Here is a 19,276-nt window from a genome sequence, read left to right as displayed (position 1 = left end):
CATGGATTTTAGTATTTTACAAAATCAAGATGTCATTCAAACGCTACTCGCAGGGTTTAAATTTACAGTTACTGTGACGATTCTATCCATTATTGGTGGAATTCTGATTGGCACACCTTTGGCCATGATGCGTTTATCTAACAATAAAGTCGCTAGTAATTTTGCTAAAGTTTATGTCGATTTCTTCCGTGGTGTGCCACTGATTCAAGTCATCTTCATTTTTTATTTTTTATTGCCAAAGATTTTTGAATTTCAGTCGGATACTTATTATGGCCCACTGTTTTCAAGTGTGGTGACCTTTGCAATTTTTGAAGCCGCATTCTTTTCAGAAATCGTCCGGTCAGGCATTCAGTCTGTCTCTAAAGGTCAAGTCAATGCAGGCTATGCACTTGGTTTTACCTATGGTCAAACCATGTCTAATGTGGTGTTACCACAGGCTTTCAGAAACATGCTCCCTGTAATTCTGACTCAATCTATCGTACTTTTCCAAGACGTATCATTAGTTTACGTGATTAGTGCGCCAGACTTCTTGGGTAATGCCAATACCTTAGCAAATACATACGGTGCTGAAACCAAAGCAACTTTCTACCTGATTGTAGCCGTTGTTTACTTCTGTATCTCCTTTGCGCTTTCACGACTTGTGAAGCGTTTACATCAAAAAATAGCAATAATTCGATAATTGGAGAATCAATATGCCAATGATAGAAATACAACATATCTCAAAATGGTATGGAGATTTTCAAGTTCTTACAGATTGCACTACTTCAATTGAAAAGGGTGAAGTTGTGGTGGTGTGTGGGCCTTCAGGTTCGGGTAAATCTACCCTGATTAAAACTGTGAATGCATTAGAACCATTCCAAGAAGGTAATATTGTCGTTGATGGAACTGCGTTAAAAGACTCAAAAACTGATCTGGCTAAATTCCGTTCTCGTGTGGGAATGGTCTTCCAACATTTTGAATTATTCCCTCATATGACTGTTTTGGATAATTTAACCATTGGACAACTTAAGGTATTAAATCGTTCTAAAGCAGAGGCTGAGAAAAAAGCGTTGCAATATTTAGATCGCGTTGGTTTGGCAGCCCACAAAAACAAGTTCCCAGGACAACTGTCTGGTGGTCAGCAACAACGTGTTGCAATTGCTCGCGGTCTGTGTATGGATCCTGTGTGCATGTTATTTGATGAACCTACTTCTGCATTAGACCCTGAAATGGTGGGTGAAGTGCTTGAAGTAATGAGTCAATTGGCAAAAGAAGGCATGACCATGATGTGTGTAACTCATGAGATGGGCTTTGCCCGTAAAGTCTCAAGCCGGGTTATTTTCATGGATCAAGGTAAGATTTTGGAAGACTGTGCAACAGATGACTTTTTTAATAAGCCTGATGAGCGTCACGAAAGAACCAAATTCTTCTTAGACAAGATTTCTATGGTGCACTAATCAGCAATATGCATTAAACATAAAAACCCCAATTTTTAATTGGGGTTTTTATTTAATACCTACAAACAATACCAGTACTTAAGGTTTCGCCGCATTTTGGCTAAAGTTTGGAGATCGTGGTCCATATAACAGACCTTTTTGCTGATTTATACTCGGTGAATATAGTTGCGAACTTACAGTATTGGATAAAGTATAGGCTTTGTCTGACAGATGATTAGATATTTGATCAACTAAAGCACCCACCAATGCGCCAATCAAACCAGCATTACTATTATCATTGGCTTGCTGAAGTCTCTGCTCACCTTGCCAAAGTAATGTGCCAGTTTGCAAATCTATAAGTTTGGCTTCTACTGCAACTGCTGCTACAGATTGAATCACCTGATATTTAGAACCATACTCTTTAACTTTAATATATAACGCAGCATCAGCACCGAAAATTTCTTTTAACTTTTGAGGTGGGATTGCTTGAGCATCAAATCCATTGGTCACCCCATTCTCTTTAAACATTATATCAACAACCGAAATTGGAAATACATAATAACCAGCCTCAGCCACAGGCAATGTTACTGTTGACCAGTATCCATAGGTTGCACGGGTATCAGGAGACTCATTGATTGGAGGAAGTACCAAAATCGACTTAGGGATATGCTCACGATATGCTGCTAAATCACGATTTTGTTTAGGTGACACCGCACAACCTGTAAAAAGCATCATCAGTAAACCAAGGATGAATAATTGTTTCATATTTTTCATTTGGAATTTACCTCAGTCGATTGAGTGGTCATTTTCTTCAATAAACGATCCATCAATACAGTTGACTCAGGATAAATTTGGCGCTCTAACTCAAAATACTGAATTGCACGTGGGCCATTTTGAATATTAAGATTTAATAGCCCCAGATGTGCATATAAACCTGGCGGCACTGCAGCATTTTTTGCTTTTGCTTTCTCAACATCTTTTTCGAGCGCTAAAATTTGTTGCTGAGGCGAAGTTTTTTCAGGAACCGCCAGCATTAAATAAGTCTGCTGTGGATATCCGCCCCAACTATATAAAGAGTGTGTTCCAGATGCACACCCAACTAAAGTTAACGTAGAAAAAAAACTTAAGAATAATAAAACCCGTTTCATTTATTCAAACCTATTGTACGGACCACTTGTTTGTTTGAATATCTGTGACAAGGTGATTAACCGCTTCGCGTACAGCCAGATCTAGAACCTTACCATTTAAAGTTGAGTCATAAGATGCTGTAGAACCAAAACCTAAAATTTCACGTTCACTGAGCGCGTATTCACCTGCACCCTGCACAGAATGGACAACTTCTGCTGTATTTACATCAACAACATTAATATTGACTTTTGCATAGGCAATTTGAGTTTTACCACGCCCTAATAGCCCAAACAATTGATGGTCGCCCACTTCTTTGCGCCCAAATTCAGACACATCCCCAGTAAGCACATAACGTGCGCCCTTAATTGATTGAGATGCTTTACCAAAACCAGCCTCTTGTTGCAGTTCAGATAAGTTGTCTCGATTTAAGACTGAAAAATAACCTGTTTGTTGCAAGTGTGTTTCTAAAATCGTTTTTGCTTGACCGCCTAAACGATCTACATTATCAGAGAAAATTCCACGCATATAACTTGAGCGGTTATCAAACTTACCAATCGAAACTGCTGTTTTCACACCTGAATATTTAACCGCTGAAGTCGCTACAGCCACTTGGGGTGCTTGGATGGTTTTAGAACTTTCAGTGGTAGAACAAGCTGTAAGTACCAAGCCATTTAAGGCAGCAATCAATAATATTTTTTTCAAAATTACATCTCTCTAAAGTTTGAACCATTATAATGAATAAATATATAATAAAAAATAAACATACCATTAATTAATTTTTAACAAATAGAATTTACTGATAAAATGCATAACTATTTTTTTAGTAAAAACAATCATTTCATACCAAAAATTAGCTTTAAACCAAGTAATGTCATAACACCACCCGCGATTCGATCGAAGACTTTTTTAAACTTTAAATAAACACGACGCGGTTTTTCCGCTGAAAGCGCAACAGCAACCAGTGAATACCAGCCTGCATCGATAAAGAAGCACAAGATAGGCAAAACAAAATAAAAATACGTTGGAATTTCTTTGGGTAAAAGCGCAGTAAAAATACTGGCTAAAATAATCGCAATTTTAGGATTACTTAATTGAGTAATTAAACCTAGACGAAACGCTTGTTGATAACTCATCACCGTGGATGAGTCAGATGCTTGTGCCATTGGATCTTTAGCATGTTTAATAATTTTATAGGCCAGCCAAAGTAAATACAGACCACCACAAATTTTTAAAGCTAAATATGCAGAAGGTACAGCCAATAAAATTGCTTGTAACCCCATTACAGCTAAAAAACCAAATAAAGCTGCGCCCGTGCCAGTCCCTAAAGCGGTAAACAGACCATGTTTACGAGAAATCGCAATTGAATTTTTAGCCACATAAACAAATGTAGGACCAGGGCTAATTGCGCCTAGCATTAATGCCAATGCAATTGAACCTAAAATCAATAATGATTCCAAGAGACACCCCAACCCAAACTATTTTTAAGAATAGATATTTTACGCTACAACCGATTTTTGAAGATATAAAAATCTTTATTATTTCGCGACCACGCTTTTATTCAATGCAAATTCATTAAAGTCTCAATCATGAATTTAAATACACTTGTGTATTATTATGCACAGAGCAAATAAATTATTTTAGAGCAAAAACTCAATAAAAATTTTATTTTTCAATATTTTAATTATATCAATAAAATCATCAACGTATATAAAACATCCTAAAAAATTATGAAATCGACCATTTTAATCACAAAAATTAACTTCCATTTTCATGTATTTATAGGCTATAAAAAACCATAATAAAACTATGGTTTTAAATTATCCAAAATCAATATTTATACTTAGGGGTAAAAAATGCACAACAACAAAACGAATCGTTTAGATGCAAACCAAGCACATCTATGGATCATTGGTGGTGGAATTGCAGGAATGGCAGCTGCCGCATTTGCCATACGTGATGCTAAAGTACCCGCTAAAAATATCCACATTCTCGAAGAGTTAGATGTCTCAGGTGGTTCAATGGATGGCGGTCATACACCACATGCTGCGCAAGCATGGGTTACCCGTGGTGGGCGGATGCTAACAGATGAAACATATTTATGCCTTTGGGACTTATTTTCGAGTATTCCATCCTTAGAAAATCCTGAAATTTCTGTTCGTGAAGAATGTCGTGAGTTCAATGAACAAGTCAAAACTCATGCACAAGCCCGTTTAATTGATGCGCAACATGTGATTTCAGACGCCGCTAAACTGGGTTTAAATACACGCCATCGTGCGCAGATGCTACGCTTATTGGCAGCGAAAGAAGAAAAAATTGGCAGTCGTCGTATTGATGAGTTTTTTGATGAGATCTTCTTTGAAACGAACTTTTGGCGTATGTGGCGCACTACATTTGCCTTCCAAAAATGGCACAGTGCTGCAGAACTTCGTCGCTATTTCTTACGTTTTATCCAAGAGTTACCACGCATTCATACCCTAGCTGGAGTAAAAAGAACTAAATACAATCAATATGATTCAATGATTTTGCCGCTACAACGTTGGTTGATTGCACAAGGCGTAGACGTTCGTTTTAGCAATTATGTGACAGATGCAGACTTTCTAACCGATGAAGCAACCCTAGAGCGTCGTGCAACACGCTTGTATGTCAACCTTCCTGAAGGTACAGAGCAAATTGACCTTCAGGAGAATGATCTAGCCATATTTACTTTAGGTTCAATTACAGCAGATTCTCGTTATGCAGGGAATGATGATGTTCCAGCGCTTATTCGTGATCGACTTGATCATGGTTGGACGCTATGGGAAACCCTTGCGAAAAAAGCACCTGACTTTGGTCGACCAATGACCTTTTATGGCAACATTGATGAACATAAATGGGAGTCTTTTACCCTCACCATGAAAGATGATGTTCTGTTAAATCGCATCATTGATTACACAGGCAACCAGCCAGGTACTGGGGCACTGATGACTTGGTTTGAATCGGGCTGGCATTTATCAATTGTAGTACCTGCTCAACCTCATTTTGCAAATTTGCCAAAAGGCACATTTACCCTCTGGGGTTATGGCTTTCAAATTGATCAAACTGGTGACTACATCAAAAAACCAATGTCACAAGCAACAGGTAATGAAATACTTACTGAACTAATTCTACAACTCGGTTTTGATGAAATTCTTGAGCATGTTCTAGCAAATACCATTGTAACAACTGCAATGATGCCTTATGCATCGGCGTTATTTGCCTGTCGTAAGCCTGGTGACCGCCCACAGGTTATTCCACAAGGTGCAAAAAACTTCGCATTCTTGGGCCAATTTGTTGAAATTGAAGATGATGTGGTTTTTACTGTTGAATATTCTGTTCGTGGTGCCATGATTGCAATTTATGAGTTCTTTGGCGTAGAACGTAAAATTCCTGAGATCTATAATGGATTACTTGATCCTAAAGTCGGATTAAAAGCTTTAGAAACTGTTTTTCATTAATTCATTTAAAATCAACTGAGTTAAATAGAATTAAAACCAAACGAGTGCATCCTCTTTTCATGCACTCGTTTTTATATTTTGAATACAAATCAAGGTTGTGAATCCACTGAACGAGCACTGAGACGATAATCTTTTTCATACACAGGCATACCTGCAATATGGATTGAACGAACTTCAGTTTTTGTTGGTGTAGGTGGTTTCTTTTCACACCCAACCAAAAATACTGCAAGTATTACACTCACACTGATGGCTAGCTTTTTCATAGTATCTCCTCCATTTTTTGTTTTATTTATAGTTCGAGCATAACAGTTCTGATTAAAAATACAGCTATTTTTTATTTCAAAAGGTGTCTATCTATAGAAAGTAGCTATACATCACAAGAATGTATCATTAAAACAGCTTGATCTTCACCATTTTTATTTTTGTAACGATAGTGAAAGCCACCATTTCCATCAAACTCCATGTCACTAAAATATTGAAAAGCATCTACACTTACAGACTCAATTTTAGGGTGTTGCTCTGGCTGAAGTTGAATTTTGTTTAAAATTTTCGCGGTAAATGCTTTTTGGAAAATAATCATAGGCGCATCTTTTAATTCAAATCGAGCGATACATCCGGTGTTTTCATCCACAGCAACAACGTTGTCTAAAGCCTGAACAATCCCCACCTTCGAAATGAAAAGACTATGATGAACATTAAAAGTATACCCATAGCTTAAATGCAAGAAATCCTCGGTTTGGTTTTCGACATTTAAACCACGCTCCCAATCCATGACCAAGGGCAATCTATAATCATCACCTTCATAGAGTACAAAATCACAATGATAATTTGCATCTTCATCGCATGTTTGCTGAATGACTGAAAATTGTCCTATCTTCGCCACTGTGCGATGAATCTGCTCAGCATAACTACTGCTTGTATAAGCCATCATGCTTAATAATATCGGAAATATTGTATTGATTATTTTTTTTGGCATCAGACTTCTAATCAAGTTTTACTCAATACCAAATATACAGCCTCACTGGTAAATGTACCATCTTGCTGAATCTGATAATACTGTTGTACTTGATCAGCGGCTTTGGACTGTAAATAGCGAATGGTATTGATCCCCTCTAAGGGTGTTTGCATACGCTCTACCCAACTTTGAAAATTTAACTGTAAACTTTGCTTTTCAATGGTTTCTACCTTAAAGCCCGCTTGTTCAACGATTGTTACCCATTCCGCCAAACTATAATTTCGAACATGGCTTGGATCACGAATGGTTTCTATAGTCTGAATAAAGGTATCTAAAATAGGGTTAGAATTACCAATAATATCAAACAAGATTACTTTACCATCAGCGCGTAATACACGGTAAATTTCATGAATCGCTTGAGTGATACTTTGCCAATGATGCGCAGAATAACGACTGATCACACAATCAAAATGCTCAACAGGAAAGTCCAATTGTTCTGCCGCACCAACCTGCCCTATGACATGATTGAATCCCTTGTTTTGAGATTGCGCAGTCACAAGATTGACCATTTCAGGCGTAATATCATAAGCAATCACTTGCTCAGTCAATGCTGCAATCTGATAAGTCACATGCCCACCGCCACAGCCAAGATCCAAAACTCGCTTTAATTGATGCTGTTGGATTAAATTTTGCATTTTTTCAAACTCAATGCCTTGTGCATGTACTTGGCTATTTAAGTATGCTTCTGATTTATTTTGATATTGTGACTGATTAACTTGCTGTTGAGTGGTCATTATCGTGTCCTTCTTGTTGAATAAAACTACAATAGACAACTCAATTTAAAAATAAAAATAATGAATTTTAATAAAATTAATAACTTTATTTTATTGTTAGCTCATGATCACCCGATAATCAGACTGACACGGGTTTTGAATGATGACATCCTGTACCCCCATCTCGTTTCCGATCTTGATATTATAGTTAAATGAAAAATCACCATTATCCTCAAAATTCGCCGTTGTAGGATAGTTCAGTTTTTTAAATTGCGGCACTTTGTTATTGAGCACTAAACGTACCCGAAAATCAGGAATGCTATAAAATACCAATGAATTTGGCATATTTTTTAAATTCGATTCAAAAGTTGTAAAACAACTTTGCTGCGCATTCATCGCAAGAAAACTGCCATAATCTTTTTGTTGGTTTTTATCGTTAATCACAGTGAGATTATACTCACTTCCTGTTACCCCCAACAAAAAACCCATTAAATTTGGATTAAATTGATAAACGTTTGCGGTTTTACTCCATTTTTCCATTAATACCTGCTTCTTTCCTTTCGCATCATAGAGCACATAGTCACAACTAGAACCATACTGAGTACACGACTCTTTTTGAATTTTCAGTTTTCCTGCACGCCCCAATACTTCGTATTCAGAATCAACTTCGACAGCAGTATCAGCTTGCGCAAAAGCAGAACAGCTACTCAAAAAAGGCAGAGCAAATAAACAACTCTTTATTATTTTCAACATAAATAACGTTCCCGATATCTCAACATTTTTTAATATAGATGCAAGTTCAATTCTTGCTCAAAAAATACAATTTTAACTTTTTACACACGGCGAACTTTTCGATTTAAAGTCCTTACCCCAAGTACGATATCCTTGAGTATCAATATGATAGCGATTATTACCATAAACGCCTAAACCCATTTTATAACTTTTGCCTTCCACTTGCCAAAAATGACACATTTTTTTAAGTAATACTTCGCGATCTTTTTTAATCGTTTCTTTGGGAGATAGCACATGAAAATCAACTGCATAATTACTTAAATGCTTACTTTTTTCAGCCCCACCTATGCATTTATTTAATTCAGGGGCACGATAGATCGCTGAAATCGTATATGTTTTAAAATAGTCATTTCGATTTAATTTTTCTACCAATTGTAAACTACTCACCACATTTTTCCAAAAGGCTTTAGGTGGAATGGCAAAACGTTTTGAGTAACACTGTTCTGGCATATAGTTTCGGCTGGTTGTCAGCTCCATCAGACTAGGCGGGTGTTTTAAATACTGCGACATAAACTGATAATAATCTGCCAATAATTGGGGGTCTTGTTGCGCCTTCCAAAGCTTGAATTGTTGTTCAATCTGTTGATCTGATGATTTTCTTGAAGATGTGGCCTGATCTGCTTTTTTCTCAGATGGCGTACAGGCATTGAAAACTAATACACCGATGCAGCAGATCGAAATAACAATATTTTTAAAAATTTTCACAATTTCAGCACACTTATTGTTTTATTTTAAAGGGTAAATATTTAGAAATCTAAACCTATTTATACGATTTATTAATCATTGCCATAAGTCATTCTAACCAATCTCATTCACTTTAAAGCTGCTATTTACAAAAATCCACAGAGTTAGTAATTTACAACGGACAAAAATGTCCGTTAAATATCATAATAAAATTTAATGCAATTTCCCCTATGCGTATACGTCAAAAACAAGCGGCACAAAATCGCGAAGATTTGCTCAATGCTGCACTGAAAATATTCCGTAAACAAGGGATTCGTGCGCCATTACAGCTTGTGATTGATGAAGCTGGTGTTGGACGAGCAACCTTTTATCGAAATTTTCAAGATCGCCGTGAGTTGGTCATCGCCTTAATGGAACAAGCATTAACTCGTCTAGACGAACGTGCAAAAAGCTTTTCAGAATATCCTGATGGTTTGATTCGGTTAATTCGCAACCATGTCGAGAATCTGCCTTATCTCACCGCATTGATGGAATATTGGCGCGTGATTGATCGTAATGACCCAAGTATGGTGGATATTTACCAACGGCGTGATGCAATTCTTCAACCGCTGATTGATCAAGCCATTAACCATCATATTTGCCGACCAGATCTCACCCCAAAAGACTATGCGCTGATTACGGGTATTCTAAGAGCTTCCTTTCAAGGATTAACCGATGAAGAGCAAGTTCAACTGGCCGCACGGGCAGTCGACTTACTAATTGATGGCATCAAGGCGTAATTGAGGCAGTTATGGATAAATCGCCACGTTTACTTGAACCCGCTCCAGATTGGACACCTGAAGAGCGTCCAACCTTACCAGGTTCGCCTGCGGCTATCGCTCATCCAACACATAAAAAACTGATTTATTTTTTTATTGGTCTGTTTGTTGCCATTTCAGGCAGTTTAAGTAATGGTTTTATTACCGCAAATTTACCACTTATTCAGGGTGAATACTCGCTAACGCCTTCAGAAGCCGCATGGATTCCCGCAGCTTATGTGATGGCAAATATTAGTTCCAACATGATTCTGTTTAAAGCTCGACAACAATATGGATTACGGCTTTTTTCTGAAATTGGTTTAGTGCTTTTTATTTGTGTATTGCTGCTGCATATCTTTGTGCATACCTTTGAAATGGCATTATTTGTCCGTGTGATCAGTGGTTTAGTTGCTGCCCCTCTTAGTTCTTTAGGCATGTATTACATCATGCAGGCCTTTAAACGAGAAAACTTTGGGCGAGGAATTTATCTCGCACTGGGCTTTCAGCAATTGGGTATTCCACTAGCATGGATCATTTCCCCATCTCTGGTCGATGTAAATGACTGGATTGTGCTCTATACCTTTGAGTTAGGTTTAGCGATATGTTGTTTGGCAATGGTGGTTTCTTTAAAACTGCCACGCAGCTTAAGAATCGAAGTCTTTGAAAAACAGGATTTTTTCACTTTTTCCTTACTTGCACCTGGTTTTGCGCTGCTATGTATCGTCTTGACCCAAGGCCCAATCCTTTGGTGGTTTGAAGTCAAATGGTTAGGTTATGCCTTAATTGCTGGATTCAGTCTTATTATTATAGGACTGACTTATGAACATTACCGTGTCAATCCACTTATCATCACTCGTTGGCTAGGCTCAGCCACCACACTTAAGTTTGTGTTTGGTGCATTGGCAATTCGTTTGCTTATGTCTGAGCAAAGTTATGCGGCTGTTAACTTTTTAAAAACTATGGGCATGGGACCTGATCAGTTCGTTACCTTGTATAGCGTAATTTTTCTTGGCATTGTGCTCGGCACGGTTTTTAGCGCCATGACCTTTAAAAGAGAACGCATCTCATGGCACTTGGTCGGTGCTGTGGTCTTGGTTCTTATTGCCTGCGCTCTAGACTATCACCTCACCAGTGATGTACGACCAGAAAATTTTTACCGCAGCCAATTTATCGTTGGCTTTGCCAGTGGTATGTTTATTGGACCATTATTGCTGACAGGGATTATTAATGCCTTACAAAAAGGCCCATCACACATGGTCACTTTTGTGGTGTTGTTCTCTGCAACACAAAGCTTTGGTGGTTTAATTGGAAATTCATTTTTTTCAACCTATCAACAATTACGCACCCAAAATTATCGGGCTGAAATTGTCAGTGACTTGTCACCAACTGATCCATTGGTGGTACAACGACTTGCAGCCTATCAGCAAGCAGCCAATAAATATACTTTAGATGTAGCACTTGAACAGAACCAAGCTTATCGCAATTTAAACCAGATTGTGACACGAGAAGCGCAAGTGCGTGCCTATAATGATGTGATTGCATTAAATGGAATTTTCGCCATTTTACTGTTGATTTGGAGTAGCTTTAATATTGCTTGGACACGCTATCAACTCAAAAAACAGCAACAGCTCCTCAATAGCAGTTAGACAGATCTCAGGCTATTTCTAGATCAGATGATCCATGATGTCACGCTATGTATTAAAAAATATTTGAGAATTCTTATGTCGCAAGATCAAAAACCAACAGAGCAAACAGCAGTAACACCACCACAAGCACCTGCAACAGCAGCAGCGCCACCACCATCCAGTAAGCTTATTCCAACAGCGAAAAGAACATTGCTGTTGATGCTCTTGGTCTTGTTAGTGGGAATTGCTGTGATTATGCGCGCTTGGAAAATTGGTCCTTTTGATAGCACCATAGAATCCACCGACAATAGTTATATCAAAGGCAGAACCACAGTTTTATCTTCTCAAATTAATGGTTATGTCAAAGATGTGTTGGTGACTGATTTTGACCATGTCAAAAAGGGGCAGCCGTTAATGCATATTGATACTACAACCTATGATCAAAAAGTGACTCAGGCTGAAGCTGGAGTTGATCAGGCCAACACCACTTTAGCCAATCAAACCCAAACTATTGAACAACGTAAAGCGGACATTGTGGCTGCACAAGCCAAAGTTGAACAAGCCAAAGCAAGTTATGAACTTTCAACAGCACAGCTCAATCGTTATCAACAATTGGGAAATAGTGGTGCAACCTCCAAAACAGAGCAAGACAAAGCGGCTGCGGATGTAAAAAATAATTTAGCCTTACTCAAACAAGCTGAAGCCAATGTATTGGTTGCTCAAGAAGCATTAAAAACAGCACAAGTGGCTCAATCGGGCTTAAAAGCACAAGTCACCAATGCCAAGGCACAATTTGATCAAGCGGTAACGACAAAGGATTACAGCCTGATTACGGCACCAATGGATGGGCAGTTGGGCGAAGTTAGCCCTCGTGTGGGACAATATGTTGCAGCTGGAACCCAGTTAATGTATCTGATTCCACAACAAACATGGGTGATTGCCAATTTCAAAGAAACACAAATTGCCGATATGCACATCGGACAAAAAGCATCATTTACAGTAGATGCCATGAAACATCAAAAATTTACTGGCCGTATTGAACAGATTTCTCCTGCTGCTGGTGCTGAGTTTAGTGTACTTAAACCTGACAATACCACAGGTAATTTTACCAAGGTCGTGCAGCGTATTTCTGTGCGAATCGCGATTGATCCCAATCAGAAAGGTTTAGAATTTTTACGACCAGGGATGTCTGTAGTGACTTCCGTAGATACCAGCACTCCATGATCCGCCTAATTGAAAAGCTTGAGTTAAAAACCTAGAGATTGAAAAACGCATATAGGGATGAAACTAAATCAAACCTGTCTTGTTTTACAGGTTTGATTAGAATATCTTGAACAGGCTTAATTCAAAGCGATTCATATAACCCCATTCAGTTAAAAATCAGCATGTTTGATCATATTGCCCAAGCTATTCCCTACCAAAATTTAGATGTTGCTGGATCTGTTCAACTTATAGTTAAACGGCTTGATCTAATCCATCCACAAATTTCTGGCAATAAATTTTTTAAACTCAAATATAATTTGATTGAAGCACGTCAGCTTGGCCTAAAACAGATTCTGACTTTCGGTGGTGCTTATTCCAATCATATCGCTGCAACAGCATATGCAGCACAGTTATTTGGATTTAAAAGCATCGGCATAATTAGGGGTGAGGAGTTAGCGCATAAACCGCTCAACCCGACACTGACAACAGCACAACAATTGGGTATGCAGCTAGTTTTTGTTTCACGTGAAAAATATAGGCAAAAAAATAATCATTACTGGATAGATGAATTAACCCAACATTATCCGAACACTTATATTATTCCTGAAGGTGGAACCAATGAGCTTGCTATACAAGGTTGTCAGGAAATTTTAACTATAAAAGATTTAAATCATTATGATGTAATTTGCTGTGCGGTAGGAACAGGTGGCACAATGACCGGTCTGATTAACGCAAGTTCACCGCAGCAGGAAATTTTAGGATTTTCAGCACTTAAAGGTGATTTTTTACAACAAGATATCAGTCAACTCACTCATAAAAAAAATTGGCAAATATTGGATGATTATTGTTTTGGAGGTTATGCCAAAACCAATGATGAATTACTTAGCTTTATAAATAACTTTGAGCAGCAATATCGCATTCCGCTTGAACAGATTTATACTGGAAAAATGTTTTATGGAGTTTTTGATTTGATTTCAAAAGGTTACTTTAAAGAAAATTCAAAAATTTTGATCCTGCATAGTGGTGGTTTGCAAGGACGTAGCTGAATCACATCAGTTTATATTTGTCCTGAAAATTAATTTAAATTTGTCTATAATCCCATGCTCAAAGATTCCATGAGTGTAATATGTCTTCTAACCAATATGATGTGATTGTCCTCGGCGCAGGTGCTTCAGGTTTAATGCTTGCGGCAAAAGCAGCTGCCCGTGGTCGTAAAGTCTTAGTGGTTGAGAAAGCCAATAAAATTGGTAAAAAAATCCTCATGTCAGGTGGTGGTAAATGCAACTTCACCAATCTTTATGTCGAGCCTGAAAATTTTATTTCACATAACCCACATTTTGTCATCTCTGCCCTGACGCGTTATACCAATTGGGACTTTATTGGAATGGTCTGTGAATATGGCATTGACTACGAAGAACGCAAACATGGACAACTGTTTACCTTAAATGGCGCAAAAGAAATCTTAAGCATGCTGCTCAACGAATGTGAAAAAACACATCGTGTTGAGATCAAAACTAGTTGTGAAGTCAAAGCGATAAATACCGTTGACGATCAGACTTTTCAAGTCGCCACCAATTTAGGCTATTTTCAAGCTGAATCTGTTGTTGTTGCCTCAGGTGGCTTATCTATACCAACATTGGGTGGCTCTGGCATCGGCTATGAAATTGCCAAACAATTTGGGCATCATATCTATCCTACACGCGCAGGTTTAGTTCCCTTCACTTTTTCAGATCAATTTAAAGAAGTTACGACTCGTTTAAGCGGGAATGCGGTTGAAGCCACGCTTTCTAACGAGCTAATTGCATTTACTGAAGCGTTGTTGTTTACACATCGTGGCTTAAGCGGACCAAGCTCATTACAACTTTCAAATTATTGGCATGCAGGACAAGCATTCCACATTAACTTTCTACCAAGTCTTGAGCTGTTTGATTTTTTAAAGCGCAAAAAGCAAAGCCAACCGAAGGTGTTAATCAGAACCTTACTGACTGAACATCTACCTAAAAGTGTGGTGATTGAACTCCAAAATCTCATTTGGTCCGAGTGGGCTGAAACGGCGATTGGACAATTAAGTGATGAAAAACTAGAAAATATAGCCAATAAATTACAGAAATTTGAAGTTAAGCCTTCTGGCACTGAAGGTTATCGTACTGCAGAAGTCACTTTAGGTGGTGTCAACACCGCTGAAGTTTCATCAAAAACCATGGAAAGTAAAAAACAAAAAGGTTTATTTTTTATTGGTGAGATATTAGATGTGACAGGTCATTTAGGCGGTTTTAATTTTCAGTGGGCATGGGCTTCAGCACATGCCGCTTCAGAATATGTTTAATCTAAAGTGATCAATAGAAAGCTTATTCTAAATAATCTGTTTTAAATAAAATAAGATGGCTTTGGATTTGCTGCTTCTGCGTCACCCGTTGAATCGCCAAGTCCATCGACTTTAGATCATTGTTTTTTGCAAATAACGACTGATGAATTTTGTTTAAAAAAAAGATTATCTTCATTTCAATTCCTTTGAAAATGATATTTATCAGATATATAAATTTTATATCGCCTACATATTTATCCATCAAATTTAGACAATAAATCATCTGATGTCTATCTATTTTCTTTAAAAAAGCCGATAAAATTCATGCGTTGCAAATACAATCACTCTTGAGATTTGTTTTGAGATTCATGTTGTTGCTTAACGATTTCTGATGGTTGCTTTTTGGGTTTTGCAAATACAAATTTATAAGCACTTGCTAAAAAACCTACAGTGATTCCTGCAATCACAATCGGCGCAATAAAATTATTTGGCTTTTTCTTTGACATCTTTATTTTCCTCTCACTTTTGCCCTAAAAATAAAAAGATCGATCAAGCATCAATCCTGATCGATCTTTAAAAGAATTTAAATGTTAATTCGGGTCATCTTTATCCTGTTTGAGCGAATCAGTAAGTGATTTGTACTCATTTTCAATCGTAGGAGTATCTGCTGTTACTTGCGTAGCATCTGTACTACTTGGCTGTGATGAATAAGTATTTTCTTGCTTTAAAGGATTCGGCTGATTTGCCTCTTTCTTGGCTTTATCAATTAAATCGGTTAAAACGCGTTCTGCAGGTTGACGGCCACCTAGACCAAAAGCCAATGCAAAAGCAACCGCAACAGAACCCAAGGTTAAACCAAATGCAAGGTTAACAATCGAGTCAGCAATTCCCATAGCTTTTAAGCCCATTGCGATAACCAAGCCCATGATCAAAACCCGAACCAAGTTGCCTAACCATCTTGAGCTATTGTACTCACCACGCTGTACCACATTCGCCACGATATTGGCCAACCAAAAACCAATCACCAAAATTACTGCGCCTAACAAAATGTTGGCACCAAAGTAAATAAACATGGAGATCAAATGACTGACTTGTTCAAATCCAAGTCGATTTGCCGCTTCGGAAACTGCAAATAACATGGTAAAGAAAACAATCAGATAACCAATGATACAAGAAACTTTAGTGTCACCCAAAAAGCGTTGCAAATCTAATTTTGCAGGAATCTCATCAACACCTGTTCCAGCAACAACTTCTGAAACCAAACGCCCCACAAAACGAGACACCACATAAGCCACAATTAAAATTAATCCAGCTGCAATAATATGTGGAATCGCATACATGATTTCACCCAGCATAGCGGTTGCCGGCTGTGAAATAGCTTGTATACCAAGTGCTTCAAATGCCACAATTAAAGCAGTAATCATGACAATTGCGAAAACAAAAGAACCTAAAAACTTAGCTAAACCTTGATTTGAGTTTTTAAATAGTCCTACCTTTTCAATTTGGGTTTGTAAATTTAAACTGTTGATTAAACCTTCGACAATCCCTCGTAGGATTTTTGCCAAGATATAGCCTACAAAGACGATTACACCCGCAATGAAAATATTTGGAATATAAGAGACTGCTTCAGTCAACATATTCTGCACTGGAAGCAATAAACCTTGTAAACCTAGAATTGACAAAACAATTGGTAAGAATAGTAATAAAATGAGCCAATAAACAATATCAGCGATATTTTGGCTGATCGGGCTCACTCCCACATCTGCACTTAATTTTTCATCAAGCTGAGTACGATCCAACGCTTTTTTTAAACCAACTTTAACCAGATTTGCTACAATCCAACCAATAAATCCAATAGCTACAGCAGCAAGTAATTGTGGAATAAATAATAAGAATTGCTGAATCATCAAACTGAATGGGCTACTTACGCTGGTAAGATTAAGCACATTTAATGCACCAATCACAGCAATCACCATCACGACCCAAAAAATAATTCGTGAAAGAATATTTTCAATATTTGAACGATGACCTGTTGCGGAAGATAATTTTGTATTTGTACCTAATTTTTCTAGGATTTTTTTAATTCCTGCTGCAACAATAAGTGCAATAATCCATCCAACAATAAGGATGGCTACAGCAGCAAGAATCGGATGGAATTGATCCCAATAATACATGGCATCAAATCGACCCCTTGTTTGTAAAATTTCATTCATTTTTATTCCCTCAAGTTATAGATTTATAGCAATATGAGCGTGCTCAAATGACTTTAAGCAACATTCTTTATTTGAATTGAATACTTGATGAATTACTCTTCTACTTTATCTATTGCTTATATAACGAGCAAATTTAACTGCATAAATACAACAAAAGCATGCAAAAAATAAAAAACTCCAGCTTTAAAGCTAGAGTCTTGTCTTATGAATATTTTATTTATATGTGATAAATAAAAATTAAAGCCAGTCAGCGATCATGTAAACAAGCAAGGAAACGAGAAATAGCCCCACAAGAATTAGCATATAAATGGGTAAGCGATTCTTATGCGTTATATCTTCAGTACTTGTTACATAAGATGGTTTATTGAAATCGTGTTTCATGACGTCCACCTCCATCAATTGATGTATTTTTATACTAACAGGCTATTTGTGATCTGTGTGTAAAAATATTTTAAGCAAAAGTAAATTTTAATTCGGGCAGTTCTTGAAAGATAAATGAGCTATAATATGTACCCCATTTTTTGGCTATTGTAGATATGGCTTATCAACGACAAAGTGTCGAGTTGGACTTGGACACTGATGTCACGCATCAATGCTTCACACATACCTCAAGAGATGATCATCTCATTGGAATTATTGAATTTAATAAGCCAAGTTATATTCTAAAATGGGGCGATTTGGAGTATTTCCGTCGCCGTACAGATGAATTATCAGTTATGCCATTCCCAGAATGTATCAATGCCATGATTATTGATATTCGCAATATTGTGCCATTTCTGGATAACGAAGTTCCAATCGTGCCATGGCGTTTACTTGAAGAAGACTGCCCTATACGACTTGTTGTACCTCAAGATCGTTTAGAACATTATGCAGGGATCTTTGAACCGACGTGGTTAACAACAGACATTGAAATTGCCATTCAAGAATTACGCGAATTTATGGATATGTTCGTACACTAACAGCATATCCATAGCTTAAAAATAAGATTTATTTTTTACTTATTTGTATTAATACAAATTTCATCAATGACTTTGATTTCTCAAAGTAAAGTCAACAATTTAAATAGCTCATTGACCAAACATTTTAGCTGCCATACGCTGCGCTTGCTTTCCATAAAACCAATAGGTAATTAAATATAAAGGGATTGCTAACATCAGCAACATGATCAATGCAGTGAGCAAAAATTGAGTATTTTGCAGATACATCACAAAGGTTTTCCACACTTCTGGATCATTCTGAGAAAAAAACCAAACACCCGCAAATACCCCAAGTAAATTATAGCCCCAAAATATTGCAGTATAACCAAGGGTCAGTTTTTTACGCTCTTGGTCTGTAGGCGCACGGCGTTGTTGTTTGAGAAAACGATATAACACGATAATCATCGCAATCAAATAAGGTATTGCGGTTAACACGCCAGCAATTTCATTGGGCAATAATGCAGCCAATACACCTGCAATCATGGTCAAGACTAAACAAAGCAGCAAAAACCACAAAAAATATTTGTTTAAAGACACCATGAATACAGCCTTGATTGCATAAAGAACAATATTATAATTTTTTTTCAACTTTTTTTCATTTTCTTGTCAACCAATTTGAAACTGTTGTCGTTATATAAGTATAAGGTCTGCAGCAACCAAATTGATTGCACGGCATCCGCAAAAAAATTTGGAGACCTTCTCTCAGAGAAACTAAAAACTTATGCTTCTTAAGATTCAACTTAGCAGCCTGAATCTTTATAACGAAGTATTTTGGCCGACGATTTACTCATCACTCGAATCGTCGGCTTTTGTTTTTCTGGCGTTTATGTTTCTAGCGTTTCTGCTGATAAAACTTACATGTGCTTTGTGTACTCGTTCTAAGACAAAAAATTTTAAAACTTGCAATTAAAATCATGCCTCAATAAAAATGTATAA

General features: G+C 37.4%; 22 protein-coding genes. 9 read left to right on the top strand and 13 right to left on the bottom strand.

The annotated features are described in order from the left end of the window. Position 1: 1 nt before the first annotated feature. Entirely contained in the window at positions 2-679 is a 678-nt protein-coding gene (locus tag AC2G3J_RS03685) for an amino acid ABC transporter permease (RefSeq protein ID WP_336952102.1), read from the top strand. A gap of 13 nt (positions 680-692) precedes the next feature. Further along, on the top strand, positions 693-1,436 hold the full coding sequence (locus AC2G3J_RS03680) for an amino acid ABC transporter ATP-binding protein (protein ID WP_004723740.1): 744 nt from the start codon (positions 693-695) through the stop codon (positions 1,434-1,436). Positions 1,437-1,514: 78 nt separating this feature from the next. Here the strand turns inward: AC2G3J_RS03680 and AC2G3J_RS03675 are convergent, their stop codons facing one another. The 4 genes from AC2G3J_RS03675 to AC2G3J_RS03660 all read right to left on the bottom strand — a co-directional run bounded on the left by AC2G3J_RS03675 (position 1,515) and on the right by AC2G3J_RS03660 (position 4,000). Further along, positions 1,515-2,189 (bottom strand): DUF799 domain-containing protein, encoded by a 675-nt coding sequence (locus tag AC2G3J_RS03675; protein ID WP_336952103.1) that lies wholly within the window; start codon positions 2,187-2,189, stop codon positions 1,515-1,517. After that, positions 2,186-2,563: a DUF4810 domain-containing protein gene (locus AC2G3J_RS03670; RefSeq protein ID WP_336952104.1), complete on the bottom strand. Its 378-nt coding sequence runs from the start codon at positions 2,561-2,563 to the stop codon at positions 2,186-2,188. The genes AC2G3J_RS03675 and AC2G3J_RS03670 overlap by 4 nt, the downstream gene beginning before the upstream one ends. A gap of 10 nt (positions 2,564-2,573) precedes the next feature. After that, the gene (locus AC2G3J_RS03665) at positions 2,574-3,245 is read right to left on the bottom strand and encodes a CsgG/HfaB family protein (RefSeq protein ID WP_336952105.1); all 672 of its coding nucleotides are present in this window, start codon (positions 3,243-3,245) and stop codon (positions 2,574-2,576) included. A gap of 131 nt (positions 3,246-3,376) precedes the next feature. Continuing rightward, a complete protein-coding gene (locus AC2G3J_RS03660; protein ID WP_336952106.1) occupies positions 3,377-4,000 on the bottom strand; it encodes a LysE family translocator in 624 nt (207 codons plus the stop codon). A gap of 396 nt (positions 4,001-4,396) precedes the next feature. Here AC2G3J_RS03660 and AC2G3J_RS03655 point away from each other — a divergent pair, with 396 nt between their 5' ends. Further along, positions 4,397-6,016, top strand: a complete 1,620-nt coding sequence (locus AC2G3J_RS03655) for an oleate hydratase (RefSeq protein WP_419360695.1) — start codon at positions 4,397-4,399, stop codon at positions 6,014-6,016. Positions 6,017-6,105: 89 nt separating this feature from the next. Here AC2G3J_RS03655 and AC2G3J_RS03650 read toward each other — a convergent pair whose 3' ends face one another. The 5 genes from AC2G3J_RS03650 to AC2G3J_RS03630 form a co-directional block, all read right to left on the bottom strand. Continuing rightward, positions 6,106-6,279: an NF038215 family lipoprotein gene (locus AC2G3J_RS03650; protein WP_336952108.1), complete on the bottom strand. Its 174-nt coding sequence runs from the start codon at positions 6,277-6,279 to the stop codon at positions 6,106-6,108. 104 nt (positions 6,280-6,383) lie between these two features. Further along, positions 6,384-6,944, bottom strand: a complete 561-nt coding sequence (locus AC2G3J_RS03645; RefSeq protein ID WP_419328235.1) for a hypothetical protein — start codon at positions 6,942-6,944, stop codon at positions 6,384-6,386. A gap of 59 nt (positions 6,945-7,003) precedes the next feature. Beyond that, positions 7,004-7,765 (bottom strand): class I SAM-dependent methyltransferase, encoded by a 762-nt coding sequence (locus tag AC2G3J_RS03640; protein WP_336952109.1) that lies wholly within the window; start codon positions 7,763-7,765, stop codon positions 7,004-7,006. Positions 7,766-7,861: 96 nt separating this feature from the next. Beyond that, positions 7,862-8,497, bottom strand: a complete 636-nt coding sequence (locus AC2G3J_RS03635; protein ID WP_336952110.1) for a hypothetical protein — start codon at positions 8,495-8,497, stop codon at positions 7,862-7,864. A gap of 72 nt (positions 8,498-8,569) precedes the next feature. Further along, a complete protein-coding gene (locus tag AC2G3J_RS03630) occupies positions 8,570-9,241 on the bottom strand; it encodes a D-Ala-D-Ala carboxypeptidase family metallohydrolase (protein ID WP_419328192.1) in 672 nt (223 codons plus the stop codon). A gap of 209 nt (positions 9,242-9,450) precedes the next feature. Here AC2G3J_RS03630 and AC2G3J_RS03625 point away from each other — a divergent pair, with 209 nt between their 5' ends. The 5 genes from AC2G3J_RS03625 to AC2G3J_RS03605 all read left to right on the top strand — a co-directional run bounded on the left by AC2G3J_RS03625 (position 9,451) and on the right by AC2G3J_RS03605 (position 15,171). Then, entirely contained in the window at positions 9,451-9,999 is a 549-nt protein-coding gene (locus AC2G3J_RS03625) for a TetR/AcrR family transcriptional regulator (RefSeq protein WP_419328191.1), read from the top strand. Between the two features lie 11 nt (positions 10,000-10,010). Further along, a complete protein-coding gene (locus tag AC2G3J_RS03620) occupies positions 10,011-11,663 on the top strand; it encodes an MFS transporter (RefSeq protein ID WP_483770670.1) in 1,653 nt (550 codons plus the stop codon). Positions 11,664-11,738: 75 nt separating this feature from the next. Further along, entirely contained in the window at positions 11,739-12,866 is a 1,128-nt protein-coding gene (locus tag AC2G3J_RS03615; protein ID WP_336952114.1) for an HlyD family secretion protein, read from the top strand. Positions 12,867-13,027: 161 nt separating this feature from the next. Next, entirely contained in the window at positions 13,028-13,891 is an 864-nt protein-coding gene (locus AC2G3J_RS03610) for a 1-aminocyclopropane-1-carboxylate deaminase/D-cysteine desulfhydrase (protein WP_419328186.1), read from the top strand. A gap of 80 nt (positions 13,892-13,971) precedes the next feature. Further along, positions 13,972-15,171, top strand: coding sequence for a BaiN/RdsA family NAD(P)/FAD-dependent oxidoreductase (locus AC2G3J_RS03605; RefSeq protein WP_419328185.1), 1,200 nt, complete (start codon positions 13,972-13,974; stop codon positions 15,169-15,171). Positions 15,172-15,193: 22 nt separating this feature from the next. Here AC2G3J_RS03605 and AC2G3J_RS03600 read toward each other — a convergent pair whose 3' ends face one another. The 3 genes from AC2G3J_RS03600 to AC2G3J_RS03590 all read right to left on the bottom strand — a co-directional run bounded on the left by AC2G3J_RS03600 (position 15,194) and on the right by AC2G3J_RS03590 (position 17,363). Further along, positions 15,194-15,346, bottom strand: a complete 153-nt coding sequence (locus tag AC2G3J_RS03600) for a hypothetical protein (protein WP_336952118.1) — start codon at positions 15,344-15,346, stop codon at positions 15,194-15,196. Between the two features lie 145 nt (positions 15,347-15,491). Next, entirely contained in the window at positions 15,492-15,656 is a 165-nt protein-coding gene (locus tag AC2G3J_RS03595; protein ID WP_004723765.1) for a hypothetical protein, read from the bottom strand. An 84-nt stretch (positions 15,657-15,740) separates the two neighbouring features. After that, entirely contained in the window at positions 15,741-17,363 is a 1,623-nt protein-coding gene (locus AC2G3J_RS03590; protein WP_336952119.1) for a mechanosensitive ion channel, read from the bottom strand. Positions 17,364-17,899: 536 nt separating this feature from the next. Here AC2G3J_RS03590 and AC2G3J_RS03585 point away from each other — a divergent pair. Then, positions 17,900-18,322, top strand: a complete 423-nt coding sequence (locus AC2G3J_RS03585; RefSeq protein WP_004817681.1) for a hypothetical protein — start codon at positions 17,900-17,902, stop codon at positions 18,320-18,322. A 108-nt stretch (positions 18,323-18,430) separates the two neighbouring features. Here AC2G3J_RS03585 and AC2G3J_RS03580 read toward each other — a convergent pair whose 3' ends face one another. Then, positions 18,431-18,880: an ABZJ_00895 family protein gene (locus AC2G3J_RS03580; protein ID WP_483770669.1), complete on the bottom strand. Its 450-nt coding sequence runs from the start codon at positions 18,878-18,880 to the stop codon at positions 18,431-18,433. Between the last annotated feature and the right edge of the window lie 396 nt (positions 18,881-19,276).

The sequence above is a fragment of the Acinetobacter legionensis genome (genome assembly GCF_057165765.1).
The sequence above is the reverse complement of the archived record's forward strand: the minus strand, read 5'-3'. Positions and strand labels throughout refer to the sequence as shown.